This window comes from Pseudomonas sp. CLCA07 (assembly GCF_053615335.1).
In genome coordinates, this window is the sequence record NZ_CM132131.1 from 4,888,742 (window position 1) to 4,905,488 (window position 16,747).

15 protein-coding genes and 1 pseudogene are annotated in these 16,747 nt (G+C 54.8%); 9 read left to right on the plus strand and 7 right to left on the minus strand.

The window, feature by feature from the left end; all coding sequences use genetic code 11:
- Position 1: 1 nt before the first annotated feature.
- Both ACWGZX_RS22495 and ACWGZX_RS22500 read left to right on the plus strand, forming a co-directional pair.
- Entirely contained in the window at positions 2-976 is a 975-nt protein-coding gene (locus ACWGZX_RS22495) for an NAD-dependent epimerase/dehydratase family protein (protein ID WP_452625479.1), read from the plus strand.
- Positions 973-2,115, plus strand: a complete 1,143-nt coding sequence (locus tag ACWGZX_RS22500) for a glycosyltransferase (protein WP_452625480.1) — start codon at positions 973-975, stop codon at positions 2,113-2,115. Before ACWGZX_RS22495 ends, ACWGZX_RS22500 begins: the two co-directional genes overlap by 4 nt.
- Here ACWGZX_RS22500 and ACWGZX_RS22505 read toward each other — a convergent pair.
- From ACWGZX_RS22505 to ACWGZX_RS22520, 4 genes and pseudogenes are all read right to left on the minus strand, one after another.
- On the minus strand, positions 2,102-3,772 hold the full coding sequence (locus ACWGZX_RS22505; RefSeq protein WP_452625481.1) for a hypothetical protein: 1,671 nt from the start codon (positions 3,770-3,772) through the stop codon (positions 2,102-2,104). The two genes, ACWGZX_RS22500 and ACWGZX_RS22505, sit on opposite strands and share 14 nt — an antisense overlap.
- A complete protein-coding gene (locus ACWGZX_RS22510; protein WP_452625482.1) occupies positions 3,769-4,680 on the minus strand; it encodes a glycosyltransferase in 912 nt (303 codons plus the stop codon). The genes ACWGZX_RS22505 and ACWGZX_RS22510 overlap by 4 nt, the downstream gene beginning before the upstream one ends.
- Entirely contained in the window at positions 4,670-6,085 is a 1,416-nt protein-coding gene (locus ACWGZX_RS22515) for a lipopolysaccharide biosynthesis protein (RefSeq protein ID WP_223519122.1), read from the minus strand. Before ACWGZX_RS22515 ends, ACWGZX_RS22510 begins: the two co-directional genes overlap by 11 nt.
- Before the next feature lie 178 nt (positions 6,086-6,263).
- Positions 6,264-6,371: pseudogene (locus ACWGZX_RS22520) on the minus strand (transposase); the annotation flags it as partial.
- Positions 6,372-6,552: 181 nt separating this feature from the next.
- Between ACWGZX_RS22520 and ACWGZX_RS22525 the strand changes: the two are divergent.
- The 3 genes from ACWGZX_RS22525 (at position 6,553) to fabF (ending at position 9,195) form a co-directional block, all read left to right on the plus strand.
- On the plus strand, positions 6,553-6,888 hold the full coding sequence (locus ACWGZX_RS22525; protein WP_223519124.1) for a ComEA family DNA-binding protein: 336 nt from the start codon (positions 6,553-6,555) through the stop codon (positions 6,886-6,888).
- 205 nt (positions 6,889-7,093) lie between these two features.
- Positions 7,094-7,888 (plus strand): SDR family NAD(P)-dependent oxidoreductase, encoded by a 795-nt coding sequence (locus tag ACWGZX_RS22530; protein WP_452625483.1) that lies wholly within the window; start codon positions 7,094-7,096, stop codon positions 7,886-7,888.
- A gap of 32 nt (positions 7,889-7,920) precedes the next feature.
- The gene (gene fabF, locus ACWGZX_RS22535; protein WP_452625484.1) at positions 7,921-9,195 is read left to right on the plus strand and encodes a beta-ketoacyl-ACP synthase II; all 1,275 of its coding nucleotides are present in this window, start codon (positions 7,921-7,923) and stop codon (positions 9,193-9,195) included.
- Here fabF and ACWGZX_RS22540 read toward each other — a convergent pair.
- The 3 genes from ACWGZX_RS22540 to eat all read right to left on the minus strand — a co-directional run bounded on the left by ACWGZX_RS22540 (position 9,176) and on the right by eat (position 11,698).
- Positions 9,176-9,748 (minus strand): TetR/AcrR family transcriptional regulator, encoded by a 573-nt coding sequence (locus ACWGZX_RS22540; protein ID WP_452625485.1) that lies wholly within the window; start codon positions 9,746-9,748, stop codon positions 9,176-9,178. The genes fabF and ACWGZX_RS22540 overlap by 20 nt on opposite strands.
- A gap of 293 nt (positions 9,749-10,041) precedes the next feature.
- On the minus strand, positions 10,042-10,209 hold the full coding sequence (locus ACWGZX_RS22545; RefSeq protein WP_008017828.1) for a DUF2897 family protein: 168 nt from the start codon (positions 10,207-10,209) through the stop codon (positions 10,042-10,044).
- 124 nt (positions 10,210-10,333) lie between these two features.
- Positions 10,334-11,698 (minus strand): ethanolamine permease, encoded by a 1,365-nt coding sequence (gene eat, locus ACWGZX_RS22550; protein ID WP_452625486.1) that lies wholly within the window; start codon positions 11,696-11,698, stop codon positions 10,334-10,336.
- Positions 11,699-12,117: 419 nt separating this feature from the next.
- Here eat and kdpF point away from each other — a divergent pair, with 419 nt between their 5' ends.
- From kdpF to kdpC, 4 genes are all read left to right on the plus strand, one after another.
- Entirely contained in the window at positions 12,118-12,207 is a 90-nt protein-coding gene (gene kdpF / locus ACWGZX_RS22555) for a K(+)-transporting ATPase subunit F (RefSeq protein ID WP_007899818.1), read from the plus strand.
- Positions 12,208-12,215: 8 nt separating this feature from the next.
- Positions 12,216-13,910, plus strand: coding sequence for a potassium-transporting ATPase subunit KdpA (kdpA, locus tag ACWGZX_RS22560; RefSeq protein WP_452625487.1), 1,695 nt, complete (start codon positions 12,216-12,218; stop codon positions 13,908-13,910).
- 10 nt (positions 13,911-13,920) lie between these two features.
- Positions 13,921-15,978: a potassium-transporting ATPase subunit KdpB gene (gene kdpB / locus ACWGZX_RS22565; RefSeq protein WP_452625488.1), complete on the plus strand. Its 2,058-nt coding sequence runs from the start codon at positions 13,921-13,923 to the stop codon at positions 15,976-15,978.
- Between the two features lie 165 nt (positions 15,979-16,143).
- Complete coding sequence (gene kdpC / locus ACWGZX_RS22570) at positions 16,144-16,689, plus strand: potassium-transporting ATPase subunit KdpC (RefSeq protein ID WP_452625489.1); 546 nt, start codon at positions 16,144-16,146, stop codon at positions 16,687-16,689.
- Positions 16,690-16,747: the final 58 nt, after the last annotated feature.

Consider the following 16,747-nt stretch of genomic DNA (forward strand, 5'->3'; position numbering starts at 1 on the left):
CTTGAACAGTGTAAAGAATGACAGTGGCCCCGGGGTGAACGGCGTAATGCAGCGTCTTGTGGTGATTGGCGGTACTGGTTTCGTAGGCCATCATCTTCTCAAGGCATTGTCGGATACCAGCAACGCTTTCGAGATTATTTTTGCGGTGCATCGGAACGAACCGGCTTGGTTGGCTGACTCATCGATACACGTTCAGCGCTTCGATGTAGAGAATAGCGCTTCGCTGGCGGTGATATTGACCCCAGGCTGTATTGTATTGAATTTACTCCGCCCAGACGGAGCTGGTTGGTTCTTGCCGGCGATTGAGAGCGTGCTGCGGGCTTGCCGCACCGCTTGCGTTAAGCGCTACATCCATGTTTCAAGTATCGATGTATTTGGAGCAAGTCAGGACAGTGTCTGTACATCTGCTTCTCCGATAGTCCCCATGACACCTTATGAACGAGAGCATGCAGCTGCGGAAGCGCTCGTACGTGCTGAAGTGGCCGAACATTTTGAGGTGTTGGTTTTACGGTTGGGAGCGGTGTTTGGTGTGGGAGGGCTGAATATCGTATCGTTCGTAAAAGAGGTTTCGAGTGCTCCCCATTGGAAGCTCGCACTACGTCGATCGTTGTATGGTGCCCGTCGTATGCATCTCGTTAGCGTTGAAAAAGTAGTCGAAGTATTACTTTTTATCACTACCGTAGAAACAATTGTCCAGGGTGAAATCATTGTCGTCACCGAAGATTCTGCGCCCGATAATAATTTTGCTTACCTTCAGGACTGCCTGATGAAAGCATTCGGTCGACCGGTTTTTTCTCGTATACCTTGTCTTCCTCCCAGTATCCTTCGTTACGTTTTGGATGTGCGCAAGGTTAGTAATTCTGATCCAATGCGACGTTTTCGTGATACTCGTTTGTCCGAACTGGGTTTTTTGGATTGTGCGCAATTTACGACTCGCCTTGATAGTTACGTTAAATATTTGAGGGCGAATGCATGAAGATCCTATTGGTTAACATTTCGCTGGATGCTCAGCGAGGTGGAGGTACGGCTGAGCGTACTCGGCATTTGGCCAAGGCTTTGTCCGAGAAGACAGGCTGTCCTTGTGAAGTCATTGCTATGGCCGGCGACTCTTGGCAGTCAGAGTTCGATGCCAATGGTATAGAGACATACATCACGGGAAGGATTGGCCACCGTTTACCAGTCCCATTGCTCAATCCATTGCGGGCGTGGAAGGCAATTAAGTCCGCTGACGTTATACATATCATGGGTTACTGGAATTTACTCAGCGTGTTTATCGGATTCTTGGCCAGGCTGGCAAAAACGCCTTACGTATTGTGCCCGGCTGGTGAGTTTGCGTCTGTCGGAAAGCCACGACCGATCATGAGGATTTTTCATACTCTCCTTGGCAAGTCATTGATCAAAGGCGCTGCGGGCTTTATTGCGATTACTCAACTTGAACGGGCGCTCATTGCGGAAATCTCCCGCCTGCCAGAAGACGGTATACCCGTATTTTCAAATGCAGTATCGGAGCCGGCGTTGCTTCCGAATCGTACCCAAGCAAGTCTCCCTCTCGAGCCCTACATCCTATTCATGGGAAGACTAGCGCCTGTAAAAGGACCTGATCTTCTGCTTCAAGCCTATCTCGCTACTCCTGCTGCGCAAGCTTATCCATTAGTTCTCGCTGGACCTGATTTTGGCATGCAGAGTGAATTACAGTTATTACTCGCAGATAGCGCGCTCGCGAATAAGATTCATTTTATTGGTTTCCTGAATGAGGCCCAGCGTAACGAAGCTTATCAACACGCGTTGATGTTGGTTATCCCGTCCAGATCAGAAGCAATGTCCCTCGTTGCCCTCGAGGCGGGTATTGTTGGCTTGCCGTTGCTGCTGACTGATACCTGCGGGTTCGACGAGGTACAAGCGATTGATGGGGGATACGTGGTCGAGCCCACTGTCGTCGGAATCAGTCAGGGGCTCGAACTCATGCTTTCTGATGTTGACGATCTGGCTAATAAAGGCAATCGTCTCAAAACGTACATCATCGATCACTACAGTTGGCAGGTTATTGCCACTGGAATGATCGAGTATTTTGAGGGCCGTATAGGAGTGGATAAGGTGCGAACTACGAAGCCGTAGCCTTAGAAGTTCTCATGGTTGTCTTGTCAAGTATAAATTTAAGCACGAGTAAACCAACCAGGAATGCTGAAAGTTCTAAAATAAAGAACCAGAAAGCGATCGGAAAATTCATCTGAACGATGAGGTAAGCTAATGCAATGCCTACTGTTGCATTGGTCATGGCATTGTTTAGCAACTTTCTTGTGGCAAGTTCGATGCTGTAACCGAGGAAGAAAAGAAACATAATTCCGGCAAAAAGTACAAGGTGGCTACCGCTATAAAATAGGACCGCGATAGGGCCTGGAATTGTCATAAAAGTGAAATTCTCATAGTCTGCATACTTCGCATCGGATATACGCTGGAAGATTGCCTTAGTACCCTTTGCCGGATCTTCCTTTAGCCCTTCCGTTAATAGCTGGATGCTTAGACTTTGGTCGCTCGTCACTGCTAGCACGCCTTCGATACCGATCCAGCGATCAACTATTAACTTGCTTATTTCCTTAGCTATCCGATTGATCTTCTGTTCGGGGGTTAGGGGCGGAGCGACATATGGTATTTCCGCCTCGCTAGGCTTCAATTCTTTTTCGGAAGGTTTGAGTGTGTCCTTGGAAGCGGTATCTGCATTACTTGCAAAACCTGCGTCACCTGCAATACCTGCATTACCTGCATTACCTGCATTACCTGCATTACCTGCATTACCTGCATTACCTGCATTACCTGCATTACCTGCATTATCTGCATTCTCTGCATTATCTACATTTGCTTGTTGCTTCATTAACGTTGCATCCGTAACGGGTACCGCTTTGGCAAAGGATGCCAATCGGTCCGTTGAAACAGCAAGAAGCGAAAATACGAACAAAAGTGCCGTGGCACAAACTACTTTTATCCAGTCTCGTTTCGACAGCTGCCAGCCTAGGCGTTTGCCTTGAAGCAGGTAAATTACGAATGGAACCGCAACATGAAGAATCATCTGTGCCCGACTACCCATGGAAATAGCGGTCAGTGCACCTTCAATAATAACAATATAAAAAAGTGTGCGTGGGGCAAATGTGCCGTTTGCGACCATCCAGTAGGCTAACGTTGAAAGAGCAATGACATTGCCCCAGGCCACCATGAACGCCACCACCACGTAGATGTAACTATTTAATTTTAAAGTTGGCTCGTAACCAATTTTCAAAATTGAAAAATAGTAATTGAATGTCAAAAGCCCTATGGTGAATAGGACCATTAATGCCAGTAGTGGAGGTAAAAGCCTGGAGTTTACTATGTTGTTTTTGAGTTCGACTCGGTCTTTGGCTTTGAATGCTACAGAGTAGTAGCAAATGAGCAGGGCGCCGAACGCCGTGATCAGTACCGTAACAGCCTTGTCCCAAGCTGCCGGGGACTCATCGAAATCACCAATCGGTTCGTTGAAGTCGTTACCCAGGAATAAGTGCAAGACAATTTTTGCCCAGCAGCCGAGTGTCAGAAAAGAAAATAGAAAGAAACTGAAATAACTCTTTGCACGATTGATAAGCGTGGCATGTACTATCGCAATAGATAGAGCGCTATACGCTATAAATAATATTTTTGTTCCCGGATAATAAAAAGTTGCGCTGATACTGACCATGAGTACCATGGCGAGGATCGATAATGTGATTGGTTTATGCACCATAAAACTTTCCGGGATTACTTTCATTTTTTCACCGATCTGGATTTATAGATTCCAATGACGTAGCTGATCATCTTGCGAGAAAAAAGCGATGAGGGGTGCAGCGCAGCAGCGCGAGCCATTCTTTTAAAAGAGACTGCGTATCGACCAGAAAAAGCGTGCATGAATCCAGAGAGCATGAGTGCGTTCGCCGTGGCTCTTTTCTTCCAGTGCAAGTAGGGTTTCGGCAAATCAGCACTGTTAAAGAAGCTCTCAATCACCTGGACCGGCTCGTCTGATCTCTGGGCCGTGGATCGATTATAGGTGGTCGAGCCAGAATGAATACGGAAGTCTGCCAGAGCTTCAGGGACCCTGATGAATGGGCCGCGCTGGCAAAGGCGTAAGAAAAAATCCATATCCGGAATGCTCCTTAATGCGGTGTTCCAATCACCCACTTGTTCCCATGTCGATCGTTTGAACAATGCGCCTGGGCCAGGTAAGCACTGAAAATTTGCGACAAGGAGTTCGCTGGAAAAGTCAGGAGCATTAATGGTTCGGACATAGGACGAATGTTCGTCGATTACGCAAAAATCAGGGTACGCCAACACTGTTTCTGGCGACGACTGCATGAGCGAAACGATTTTTTCGATGGCCGTCGGGTGCAATCTATCGTCGGCGCTAAGGTAACCCAATAAATCACCGGTACTTTGCTTCCATCCGAAGTTCATCGCAGCGCTCTGACCGGCATTCTCTTGTCGAAAATGCAAAAACTCGTCCGGAAGACTTTTCAGCAAGTCGGACGTGTCATCTGTCGATCCATCATCCACAACAATCAGCTCGACATTTTGATAGGTCTGCTTTTTGACGCTGTCAATAGCATCCAATACATACCGGCCGGTATTGTATGTCGGTATGACGATGCTGACCTTTGGCAGGTTCAGGGTTTTATCTTTCATGCGAAATCTCTTTGCGAAAGTAGACGCGAGCGAATTGCGTGAGTGATTTGTAGTTGGCAGTTGTTTTCAGGCCGAATATCCGACGTACGTAGTAAATCATCAGAGTGGATTGGATGATGCTGCCAACGCTATAGACGATAGCCAGCCCTATAATTCCATAAAAAATGATTGCTACACTTCCGCCGACAATCATCAGGACACCACTTACGACAGAAATTTTCATCGCGATATTTTGTTTTTGTAGCATGACCAATGCCATGCCAGCGGTACCAGCGTACGTCTGAACCACTTGCGCGATACCGAGAATAATGAATATATAGTAAGCCTGTGAGTATTCTTCGGGCCACGCTTTCGAAATGATGAACTTGCCAGCAGCGGCGAATAGTATGTAGCCGAAGATCGCCATTCCTGTCGCTGCTCCGGCGCCTATCCCCATTACCTTTTGAAGGTAGAGTCTTTTGTTGCGCACCCATATACGACCGATTGACGGTGCGATGACGGTGTTGATGACGGCCAGCGGTATCAAAACCAATGCAGCAAGTCGTGACGCTAAGCCGTAAATTGCGACGTCTGCAGTACTGCCAAAATACGCTATGATCCACAAGTCGGCTTGAGCAACTATGAACAGCACACTTGTTGTCGTAACGTTAGGTAAAGTTTGTCGGAGTATCTCTGTATAGCTGATAGGCTGGATGATTTCTCCAGTATGTGCTCTATACCAGCGCCACAAGGAGTAACCACCAAGCAATGCGGTACATAAAACACCGGATATTCCTGCCAGAAGCAACACGTCAAGCGGCAACGTCAATTTCGACTGCCAGGCAATGATTACGGTAGCGGCGCTCGCGACACCTGCCCCCACAACCAGGAAACTGGCTTGGACGAAGTGTCCTAATACTCGATGCTGTTCAGATAGCAAGGTTACCAGGGCAGCCAGTACCATACTGATTGAAATCAGAGGTGCGAGTGTTTGAAGTGCTCCCACTAATTCTGAATCTAATAAATTATTCAGCAAGTGAAGGGTTAGCCAGAAGCTAAAGGCGAAAGTGCAAGCGGCTAAACCACCAATTAACAAGGTCCGAAGTAATGTTTGCTTTATTCGGCCATTATCTTTAACACCCATCGCTCTCGAAATAATGGCTGGGGACGTAATACTCAAACCCAACTGACCCAATGTTGCAAGCGCCGCTATTATGGATTGGCAAAGAAAAAATAAACCAACCGACTCTTGTTTCATGGTGAGCGGTAATAAAATTCCGGTCAGGGCCCCTGTGCCAAGCAAGAGAAACCGGCCGATAATTGCTGCAGCACTTGCCGCTAATGGAGAGGATAGCGCGCTGATAGATTTCTTTGCAGCCATGTGATGAGTTCGCAGGGAAGACAGAAGGCGGTCGGCGATTTTCACGGTTTTTCAATGCCCTGTCTATCGCTCACCGTAGCTCAGGGCACAGGTATGTACAACAGATCCTGATTTTTTCTGATGGTGCCAGGGCTTTCCGTTTTTAGGATGTGCTGATAGCGAATTGCAGCGATATTGCTTGCCCCAGGTCCGGCTTCATAGGTGGCGAGCGCTTACTCGGCGTGAGTGCCTGATAGATCGGCTTCAGCGCTTTGCTCGGCTCGCGCCGCTTTTCCCAAGTGGCGTAGTCAATGTTGTTACGGATCAGATGGACGATGCAGGTCTGCGGTGTGTTCATGCCCGAGCACAAAATTTATGACTACGCCCAATGAGGCTGTCGATCGCATCCATCCCTGTCTTTATTTATTCATATCCTGTAACGGACACACTTTTGACAGTTCCATCCCATGGCCTAAGTTTGGAAGGCAGCTTCGGAAAGCTGCTTTCTAAATCGATGTCATGGAGCTTCAATTATGCGTACTGGCTATTTCTACTCTTTGGTTTTTGCCCTGCTCACCAGCGCTTCTGTTGCCACAATTGCCGCACCTGCGGCGAAACCCGAATCAGGCAGCGCACCTCTGGTGCTGGAGGTTTCCCCTAAGACGCAGTCTGGCAAAGTCGACCTCAATGCAGCCGATGCCCCGACACTGCAGCGCGAGTTGACCGGTATCGGAGAGGCCAAAGCCAAGGCGATTGTTGCCTATCGTGAGAGTAATGGGCCATTTTCATCCGTAGACGAACTGCTGGAAGTGAAGGGGATAGGTAAAGCGATTCTGGACAAGAATCGCGAGAAGCTCCACGTGAACTAAGCTTTTAGCTCAACGTCAGGGGCCGGTCATTGACCGGCCTTTTTGCTTTCTGGCGAAAGGGTCGGTGCTGCGCCTTTCATCGGTCAATAAAAAATTATGGCTATCATATACGGTTTAAATTATGCCTATAATTCATTTGTCGTTCGCTGAAGCGTACAGGCATTCAGGCGCTCGCTTCCCCTAAACATCTCCCAGGAGCACAGTCATGACTTCCACCCAGTCCCAAGGTACAGCCCTCGTTACCGGTGCATCTTCCGGTATCGGTGCGATTTACGCTGAGCGGTTGGCAGCGCGTGGTTTTGATTTGTTGTTGGTTGCTCGTGACGAGCAGCGGCTTGAGGCTGCTGCGAGCAAGTTGCGCGCCGAGCACGGTGTTCAGGTGGAAGTACTCAAGGCAGACCTGACACAAAAGGATGATGTACTGAAGATCGAACAGCGTGTTCGCAGCGATTCGAGTATCAGTCTGCTGCTGAACAACGCTGGTGTCGCGGCGGATGGCCTGCTGGCGAATGCCGACATGGAGCAGCTGGAAAAGTTGATTCAACTGAACGTCACCACGGTCACACGCCTGGCATCGGCGGCAGCCGCCAGTTTTGCCAAGGCAGGCCGGGGTTCTATCATCAATATAGCGTCGGTGGTGGCGTTGTTTCCCGAGCGCTTCAATGCGACTTACAGCGCTAGTAAAGCGTATGTGTTAAGCCTGACGCAGTCCTTGAATGCCGAACTGGACGGCACCGGGGTCAAGGTTCAAGCCGTGTTGCCAGGCGTGACGCGCACCGAAATCTGGGAGCGCTCCGGTATCGACGCTAGCCAGATTCCGGCGGACATGGTCATGGAAGCAGGTGAAATGGTTGATGCAGCGTTATCCGGTCTGGACCAAGGTGAGCTGATCACCATTCCATCGTTGCCAAACGCCTCCGAGTGGGACGACTTTGTAAAAGCCCGCCTGGTAATGGCGCCGAATCTTTCCAAGAGTACGGCCGCCGCACGTTACAAATGAGGCGCCATCCATCGGCTTGAGGTATTTGCGACATGAGTGATCGTCGAGTAGTTGTCACCGGCATGGGCCTGGTGTCTCCGCTGGGTAGCGGTGTTGAAGCTGTCTGGGAGCGTTTGCTGGCCGGGCGTTCCGGGTTGCGTAATTTACCTGAAGAGGTGGTCGCGGATCTGCCGGCCAAGGTTGGCGGCGCTGTACTCTCCGTGGCGGAAGATCCCGAGGCGGGTTTTGACCCGGATCGAGCAACGCCACCCAAAGAGCAGAAGAAGATGGACCGCTTCATTCTGTTTGCCATGGAGGCCGCGCGGCAGGCGTTGGAGCAGGCCGGTTGGCAAGCACTGGACCCGCAAGCCCAGGAACGCACGGCAACCATTATCGGTTCTGGTGTCGGTGGGTTCGGCGCGATTGCCGATGCGGTACGCACCACCGACAGCCGTGGACCTCGGCGACTGTCGCCCTTCACTATTCCGTCGTTCCTGGTCAATCTCGCGGCGGGTCATGTGTCGATCCGGCACGGATTCAAGGGCCCGTTGGGCGCTCCGGTTACAGCGTGTGCGGCCGGGGTGCAAGCGATTGGTGATGCGGCGCGGCTGATTCGTTGCGGCGAAGCGGATATTGCCGTGTGTGGCGGCGCTGAGGCAGCGATCGATCGGGTCAGCCTGGCTGGGTTCGCGGCTGCGCGTGCCTTGTCCAGTGGTTACAACGAAACCCCTGAGCGGGCTTCTCGGCCGTTTGACAGTGATCGCGACGGCTTTGTGATGGGGGAGGGCGCGGGACTTCTGGTGATTGAATCACTGGAGCATGCCTTGGCGCGCGGGGCTCAACCTTTAGCCGAACTGGTCGGCTATGGCACCAGTGCTGACGCCTTTCACCTGACCGCGGGCCCCGAAGATGGCAGCGGTGCGCGCCGGGCGATGTCGTTGGCATTGGCGCAGGCTGGTATTTCAGCGGCTCAGGTACAACATCTCAATGCGCACGCTACGTCGACTCCGGTTGGCGACCTCGGCGAGTTGGCCGCTATCAAGTCGTTGTTCGGTACAGACAACAAGGTGGCGGTGACGTCGACTAAATCGGCGACAGGGCATCTGCTCGGAGCAGCTGGCGGGATTGAGGCGATCTTCACGTTGTTGGCGATTCGTGATCAGATCGTGCCTGCCACACTGAATTTCGATAGTCCGGACCCGGCGGCGCAAGGCGTGGACATCGTCCACGGTCAGGCGCGGCCAATGGCTATCGAGTATGCGCTGTCCAACGGCTTTGGGTTTGGCGGTGTCAATGCCAGCGTGTTGTTCAAGCGTTGGCAGGATTAGTCCGGGGTTGTTTAAGAAAGGCGCGTGTCACGTCGAGAATCCGCTGGGCCAGTTCGGGATTCTCGACACTGCGCGAGAGCAGCAATGCGCCGACCAGTGCGGACATGATGACGATGCTCTGGTCCGCGGCATCCTCGTCTGCAAGGGTGTCTTCTATTTGTTGGAGCCGTGCGTTCAACACTGCGTCCGAGGTTGGACTTGGCTGCCCGCGCAAACCAAGTTCTGATGACATGGTTGGCAACGGGCAACCTTCATGAGGTGAGGTCTGGTGCCATTCGGACAAATAAGCGTCGATGAAGGCATCCAGTGGGCGATCCTGGGCGAACAGCTCGGCACACACCGCTTCGACCTGATCGCCAGCCGCTTGCAACGCCTTTTCAACCAGTTCGTCTTTGGACTTGAAGTGTGAGTAAAAGCCTCCGTGGGTCAACCCCAGCGCTTTCATCAGCGGTTGCAAGCCAGTCGCCCCAATACCGTCCCGACGGAATCGCGCTGAAGCTTCCTTGATGATGCGCTTATGGGTCTGGGCTTTATGGTCCTGCGAGTAACGCATCTGAAATCTCCGCAACAATGCGCCATCTTAACCAATGAAAATAGGATGGTGATTGTACTTCTACTTCTAAAAAGCATGCAGATGCGTCCAACTCTGTTGTAAAAACGTCAAAGACTTGTCACAAATAATGACAGCTCCTTTATCAAAAGATTATTGAGCAATGATAAGGCGAAGCGCATCAGCAACGAAAAGTCCCTGGCCGACATGACGTTGGTGGAAAAGAATCTGGTGGTTGCCTACAACGCTAGACACACATAACCCTGTCATTCACCGAGAATGACAGGGTTGTCGGGTTAGCGGTCCTTCGCTTCCTTGGCATCCATTTCCGCATTGCGTTCAGCGACGCGTTTACGTTGCTCATCGGTCAGTTCGACCTTGTTGGCGGTGTCGCGCAACATCATCAAACCGCCAACAATCGAGCCGATTGCAACGACCAGAATCAACCAGGCATACCAGGGCATAGGGCTCTCCTTGAGGGCAGGCCGATTGACGGAGTTTGCCAATCGATCGTGCATACCACTTTGAGCGATGGATTTTCGCAGTGGTTCCATTCTATGCCTGATAGGCCAAACGCACCTGAGCTGTTTATAGCCCGGTCAACATCGCGTCCGCCGGCGCATCCGCGCGCAACTGCGCGGTCAGCAGGAAGTACACGAAACCCACTGCCACGAAGCCAAGGAAGATCAGCCCGATCAAGGTGTTGAACCAGGCCATCGCCACCAGGCAGACCACTGCGAGCAGCAACGCGATCATCGGCACAAGCGGGTAGCATGGCGCACGGAACGTACGCTCCAGGTTCGGTTCGGTTTTACGCAGTTTGAACAGGCTGAGCATGCTCATGATGTACATCACGATCGCGCCGAAAACCGCCATGGTGATCATTGCCGCTGTCAACGTCATACCGCCGAGGTTGATCAAGCTGTCACTGTAAATCGCCGCGATACCGATCACACCGCCAACGATGATTGCCCGGTGCGGCGTCTGGAAGCGCGACAGTTTGGCCAGGGAGGCCGGCAGATAACCGGCCCGGGCCAGCGCAAAGAACTGCCGCGAGTAGCCGAGAATAATCCCGTGGAAACTGGCTACCAGGCCGAACAGGCCGATCCACACCAGCATGTGCAGCCACCCGGAGCTTTCGCCGACCACGGTTTTCATCGCTTGGGGCAGTGGGTCGTTGATGTTCGACAGGGTGCGCCAGTCGCCCACGCCGCCGGCAAAGAACATCACGCCCATGGCCAGCAATACCAGAGTCAGAATCCCGCTGATGTACGCTTTGGGAATCGTCCGTTTCGGGTCCTTGGCTTCTTCGGCGGCCATGGCGGCCCCTTCGATGGCGAGGAAGAACCAGATGGCGAACGGAATGGCCGCGAACATCCCGGCGACCGCCGGTGCACCGAATACATCGGAGCCGGCCCAACCATTCAATGCGAAGTTGCTGAAGCTGAACGCGGGTGCAACCACGCCCATGAACACCAACAGTTCGGCCACGGCCAGTACGCAAACTACCAATTCGAACGTCGCTGCGAGTTTCACCCCGAGAATGTTCAGGCCCATGAACACGATGTAGGCACCGACCGCCGCGTGTTTTGGATCGAGAGCGGGAAACTGCACGTTCAGGTAGGCACCAATCGCCAGGGCAATCGCTGGCGGCGCGAAGACGAATTCGATCAGTGTCGCCAACCCGGCGATCAGCCCGCCTTTTTCGCCAAACGCGCGACGACTGTAGGCAAAGGGACCGCCGGCATGGGGAATCGCCGTGGTCAGTTCGGTGAAGCTGAAGATGAAGCAGGTGTACATGGTGGCGACCATAAACGAGGTCACCAGAAAGCCCAATGTGCCCGCGACGCCCCAGCCGTAACTCCAGCCGAAATACTCACCGGAAATCACTAACCCAACGGCAATGCCCCACAGGTGCAACGTGCCAAGTGTGGGTTTGAGTTGTGTGTTCATGCAGTTGCTCCCTGAACGGTTTGGAATGCTCGGGAGGAGGGCGTGTGCAGTGGGCGTGCCAGTGTTGTGATAGCAGTCGTAAAGCGTAAAAACACGTCGTATCGGGGATGTTCGGTGCTGGATACATGCATTTTGGTGCTTCAGCAGGGGGCATAGGTGCCAGTAATGCCGCCTTCGCGGGCAAGCCTGCTCCCACATTTGGAATGCATTTATTCAGACGACACCTATCCCCTGTGGGAGTGGGCTTGCCCGCGAAGAGGCCTGCCAGGACGGCACAAAAAACAGGTTGTAACGCCGCCATAAACCCACTCTTTACGCTTTCTTTATGCCCCGCCCGCACCCTCGATCTCGTTCCTTTACAGCCTCCCTGCCGACAATGACTCCACACGCGGCAATACGCCGTAACACGGAGAACTTCCATGAGCGTTCTGGACGGAGTGTCACTGCTACTGGCAGTGGGGCTGTTCATTTATCTGTTGGTTGCGCTGTTGCGCGCGGACCGGAACTAGGAGCGGCTATGCACAGCTATGACTATTGGCTGATCCTCGCGTTTTTCGCGGTGGTATTGGTCCCGGCGCCGTTTCTCGGGCGCTTCTACTACAAGGTAATGGAAGGTCAGCGCACTTGGCTGACACCGATTCTCGGACCGGTGGAGCGCGGCTGTTATCGCGTGGCCGGCGTCGATCCACAAGCCGAACAGAGCTGGCAGAAATACGCATTGGCGTTGCTCGCCTTCAACCTTGCGGGCTTCTTGCTGTTGTTCGCGATCCTGCTGTTCCAGGACCACTTGCCGCTGAACCCGCAAAACCTGCCGGGTCAGGAGTGGACGCTGGCGTTTAACACCGCCATCAGTTTCATGACCAACACCAACTGGCAGGCGTATAGCGGTGAAGCGTCCCTGAGCTACTTGAGTCAAATGGTCGGCCTCACCGTGCAAAATTTCGTCAGCGCCGCCACTGGCCTGGCGGTATTGGTTGCGCTGTGTCGCGGTATCGGTCGCAAGTCGACCAAGACCCTCGGCAATTTCTGGGTCGACATGACCCGCGCCACCCTCTACGGCCTGCTGCCACTGTGTCTGCTGCTGGCGCTGTATCTGGTCTGGCAGGGCGTGCCACAAACCTTCGCTCAATACGTAAATGCCGTGACGATGCAGGGCGTCGATCAGGTAATCCCGCTCGGTCCGGCCGCCAGCCAGATTGCGATCAAGCAACTGGGCACCAACGGAGGCGGTTTCTTCGGCGTCAACTCGGCGCACCCGTTTGAGAACCCGACGGCGTGGAGCAACCTGTTCGAGATGGCCTCGATCATTCTGATCCCGGTCGCCCTGGTGTTCACCTTCGGCCATTACGTGAAAGACCTGCGTCAGAGCCGGGCGATCATCGCCTGCATGCTGGCGCTGTTCCTGATCGGCGGCGCGACCTCGCTGTGGGCCGAGTATCAACCGAACCCGGCCCTGAACAACGTTGCCGTCGAACAGACCGCGCCGCTGGAAGGCAAGGAAGCGCGCTTCGGCACCACCGCCACCGTGCTCTGGTCGGTGACCACCACCGCCGCGTCCAACGGTTCGGTCAACGGCATGCATGACAGCCTCAACCCACTGAGCGGCATGGTCGCGCTGGTCAACATGATGGTCGGCGAAGTGATCTTCGGCGGCGTCGGTGCCGGGCTCTACGGCATGTTGCTGAACGTGTTGATCGCGGTGTTCCTCGCCGGCCTGATGATTGGTCGAACCCCGGAATACCTCGGCAAGAAACTGCAAGCCAAAGAAGTGCAGTTGCTGGTGGTGACCCTGCTGGTGATGCCGGTCGGCGTGCTGGTGCTCGGCGCGATTGCTTCGGTCCTGCCCGGGCCGGTGGCGTCAGTCAGCAACCCTGGACCGCATGGCTTCAGCCAACTGCTCTACGCCTATACCTCGGCCAGTGCCAACAACGGTTCTGCGTTCGGTGGCTTCAGTGCAAACACGCCGTTCCACAACCTGATGCTGGGGCTTGGCATGTTGATCGGTCGCTTCGGTTACATCCTCCCGGTACTGGCGTTGGCCGGCAGCCTGGCGATGAAGAAAACTGCACCTATCGGCCAGAACAGCTTCCCGACCCACGGCCTGCTGTTTGTGACTTTGCTGACCGTGACCATTTTGCTCGTGGGTGGTTTGACCTTCTTGCCGACACTGGCGCTGGGTCCGATTGCTGAACACTTGAGTATGGGCTTCTGAGGATTAGATGATGAATATGCCCGCAACTAAACCGGTCACCGTGAAGGCGCCGGAACAACCGAAAACCGCGATCTCGGCCCTCTGGCGCCCAGCGCTGGTGCAAGCCTTCGTCAAGCTCGACCCTCGGCAATTGCAGCGTGCGCCGGTGATGCTGGTGGTTGAACTGACCGCGATCCTGACCACCGTGCTGTGCTTCATTCCCGACAGCGCCGTACCGACTTTTGTCGCCGCGCAAATCGCTTTGTGGCTGTGGTTCACCGTGCTGTTCGCCAACTTCGCCGAAGCCTTGGCCGAAGGTCGCGGCAAGGCTCGTGCCGACAGCCTCAAGGCTGGCAGTGAAGGCTTGAGCGCCCGTCGCCAAACCACCAGCGGCACGTTCCAGTTGGTGCCGGCCACCACCCTGCGTAAGGGCGATGTGGTCCGCGTCGAAGCAGGGGAAATGATCCCCGGTGACGGCGAGGTGATTGAGGGCATCGCAGCGGTCAATGAAGCGGCGATTACCGGTGAATCCGCGCCGGTGATTCGTGAATCCGGGGGCGACCGTTCGGCCGTCACCGGCAACACGCGATTGGTCTCCGACTGGCTGCTGGTGAAGATCACTGCCAACCCGGGCGAGTCGACACTGGACCGCATGATCGCCTTGGTCGAAGGCGCCAAGCGCCAGAAAACCCCGAACGAAGTCGCGCTCGACATCCTGCTGATCGGCTTGACCCTGATCTTTTTGCTGGTGGTCGTCACCCTGCAACCGTTCGCTCACTTCGCCAACGGCAGCCTGCCACTGGTGTTCCTGGTGGCGTTACTGGTCACGTTGATTCCGACCACCATTGGCGGTTTGTTGTCCGCCATCGGGATCGCCGGGATGGACCGTCTGGTGCGGTTGAACGTGATCGCCAAGTCCGGTCGTGCCGTGGAAGCGGCGGGGGACGTGCATGTTCTGCTGCTGGACAAGACTGGCACCATAACCTTCGGTAACCGTCGTTGCACCGCAGTTCATGCGGCACCGGGCGTCACCGCCAGGGAACTGGCCGAGGGTGCCTTGTTCGCCTCGCTGGCTGATGACACGGCTGAAGGTAAATCCATCGTCGAGTACCTGCGTGGGACTCAACCACAACCTGAGCCCGCCACCGAGTTGCTGACGGCGGTACCGTTCAGTGCTGAAACCCGTCTGTCCGGTGTCGACTACCAGGGTCGCGTGTATCGCAAAGGTGCGGTGGATTCTTTGCTGGCCTTCGTCGGCCTGAAACGCGCCGACCTGGCCGCGCCGCTGTCCCGGGAAATCGACAAAATTGCTCAGAGTGGCGGCACCCCGTTGCTGGTCTGCGCCGACGGCAAATTGCTCGGCGTTATTCACCTCAAGGACGTGGTCAAACCCGGCATCCGTGAACGTTTCGCCGAGCTGCGCAAACTGGGGATTCGCACGGTCATGGTGACCGGCGACAACCCGCTGACCGCCGCCGCGATTGCCGCCGAAGCGGGCGTCGATGACGTGCTGGCCGAAGCCACACCAGAGAAAAAACTGGCGCGCATCCGTCACGAGCAAAACGACGGGCGCCTGGTCGCTATGTGCGGCGACGGCGCCAACGACGCCCCGGCGCTGGCCCAGGCGGACGTCGGCATGGCGATGAACGACGGTACGCAAGCGGCGCGGGAAGCGGCGAACATGGTCGACCTCGACAGCGACCCGACCAAGCTGTTGGACGTGGTGCAGATCGGCAAGGAGTTGCTGGTGACGCGAGGTGCGTTGACGACCTTTTCCATCGCCAACGACGTGGCCAAATACTTTGCGATTTTGCCGGCGCTTTTCGCTTCGATCTACCCGCAACTGGGCGTGCTGAACGTCATGCACCTGACCAGTCCGCAGAGCGCGATTTTGTCGGCCATCGTCTTCAACGCCTTGATTATCGTGGTGCTGATTCCACTGGCCTTGCGCGGCGTGCGAGTACAGGCCGCGAGTGCGGCGGCGTTGCTGCGACGCAATCTGCTCATCTATGGATTGGGCGGAATTGTGGTGCCGTTCGTGGGCATCAAGGCAATCGACATGCTGCTAACGGCGCTGCATCTGGTTTGACCCTGGCGAGCGCTTCGCGCTCGATCGCGGGCAAGCCTTGCTCCTACAGGGTTTGAGGTGCTCCCCAGGCCTGTGTACGACGCCAACCCGTAGGAGCAAAGCTTGCTCGCGATGAATCCAACACGATGCACCAGATGTTTGTTATCCAAATTCGAGGATTTTGAAATGTCCACAATGATACGTCCGGCCTTGAGCCTGCTGGTCCTGATGACCCTGATCACCGGCGTCGCCTACCCCTTGGTCGTCACCGGTGTCGCCCAGGTCGCGTTCCCGGATCAAGCCAATGGCAGTCTGGTGCGTGATGCCGACGGCAAGGTCCGTGGTTCGTCGCTGATTGCCCAGGATTTCGTCGGTGACGCCTGGTTCCATCCACGACCATCGGCCGGTGCTTTTGCCACCGTGTCGAGCAGCGCGAGCAACCTGTCGCCGAGCAACCCGGCGCTGGCCACTCGGGTAATCGATGATGCCAACAAATTGCTGGTGCCGGGGCAAGGGCCAGTGCCACTTGCCATGGTGACCACCTCAGGTAGCGGGCTCGATCCGCACTTGCCACCGGCCGCGATTGCCTATCAACTGGCGCGAGTGGCCGCCGTGCGTAATCTGCCGGTGGCGACCCTTCAGCAATTGCTGGATGCGCATATCGAGCAGCCGTTGGTGGGGCCGCCGGTGGTGAATGTGCTGGCGCTGAATATCGCGCTGGAAAACCTGTAGATCGGTGGTGTCGCCAATCGCGGGCAAGCCCGCTCCTGCATTGGATCTGTGTACGCTG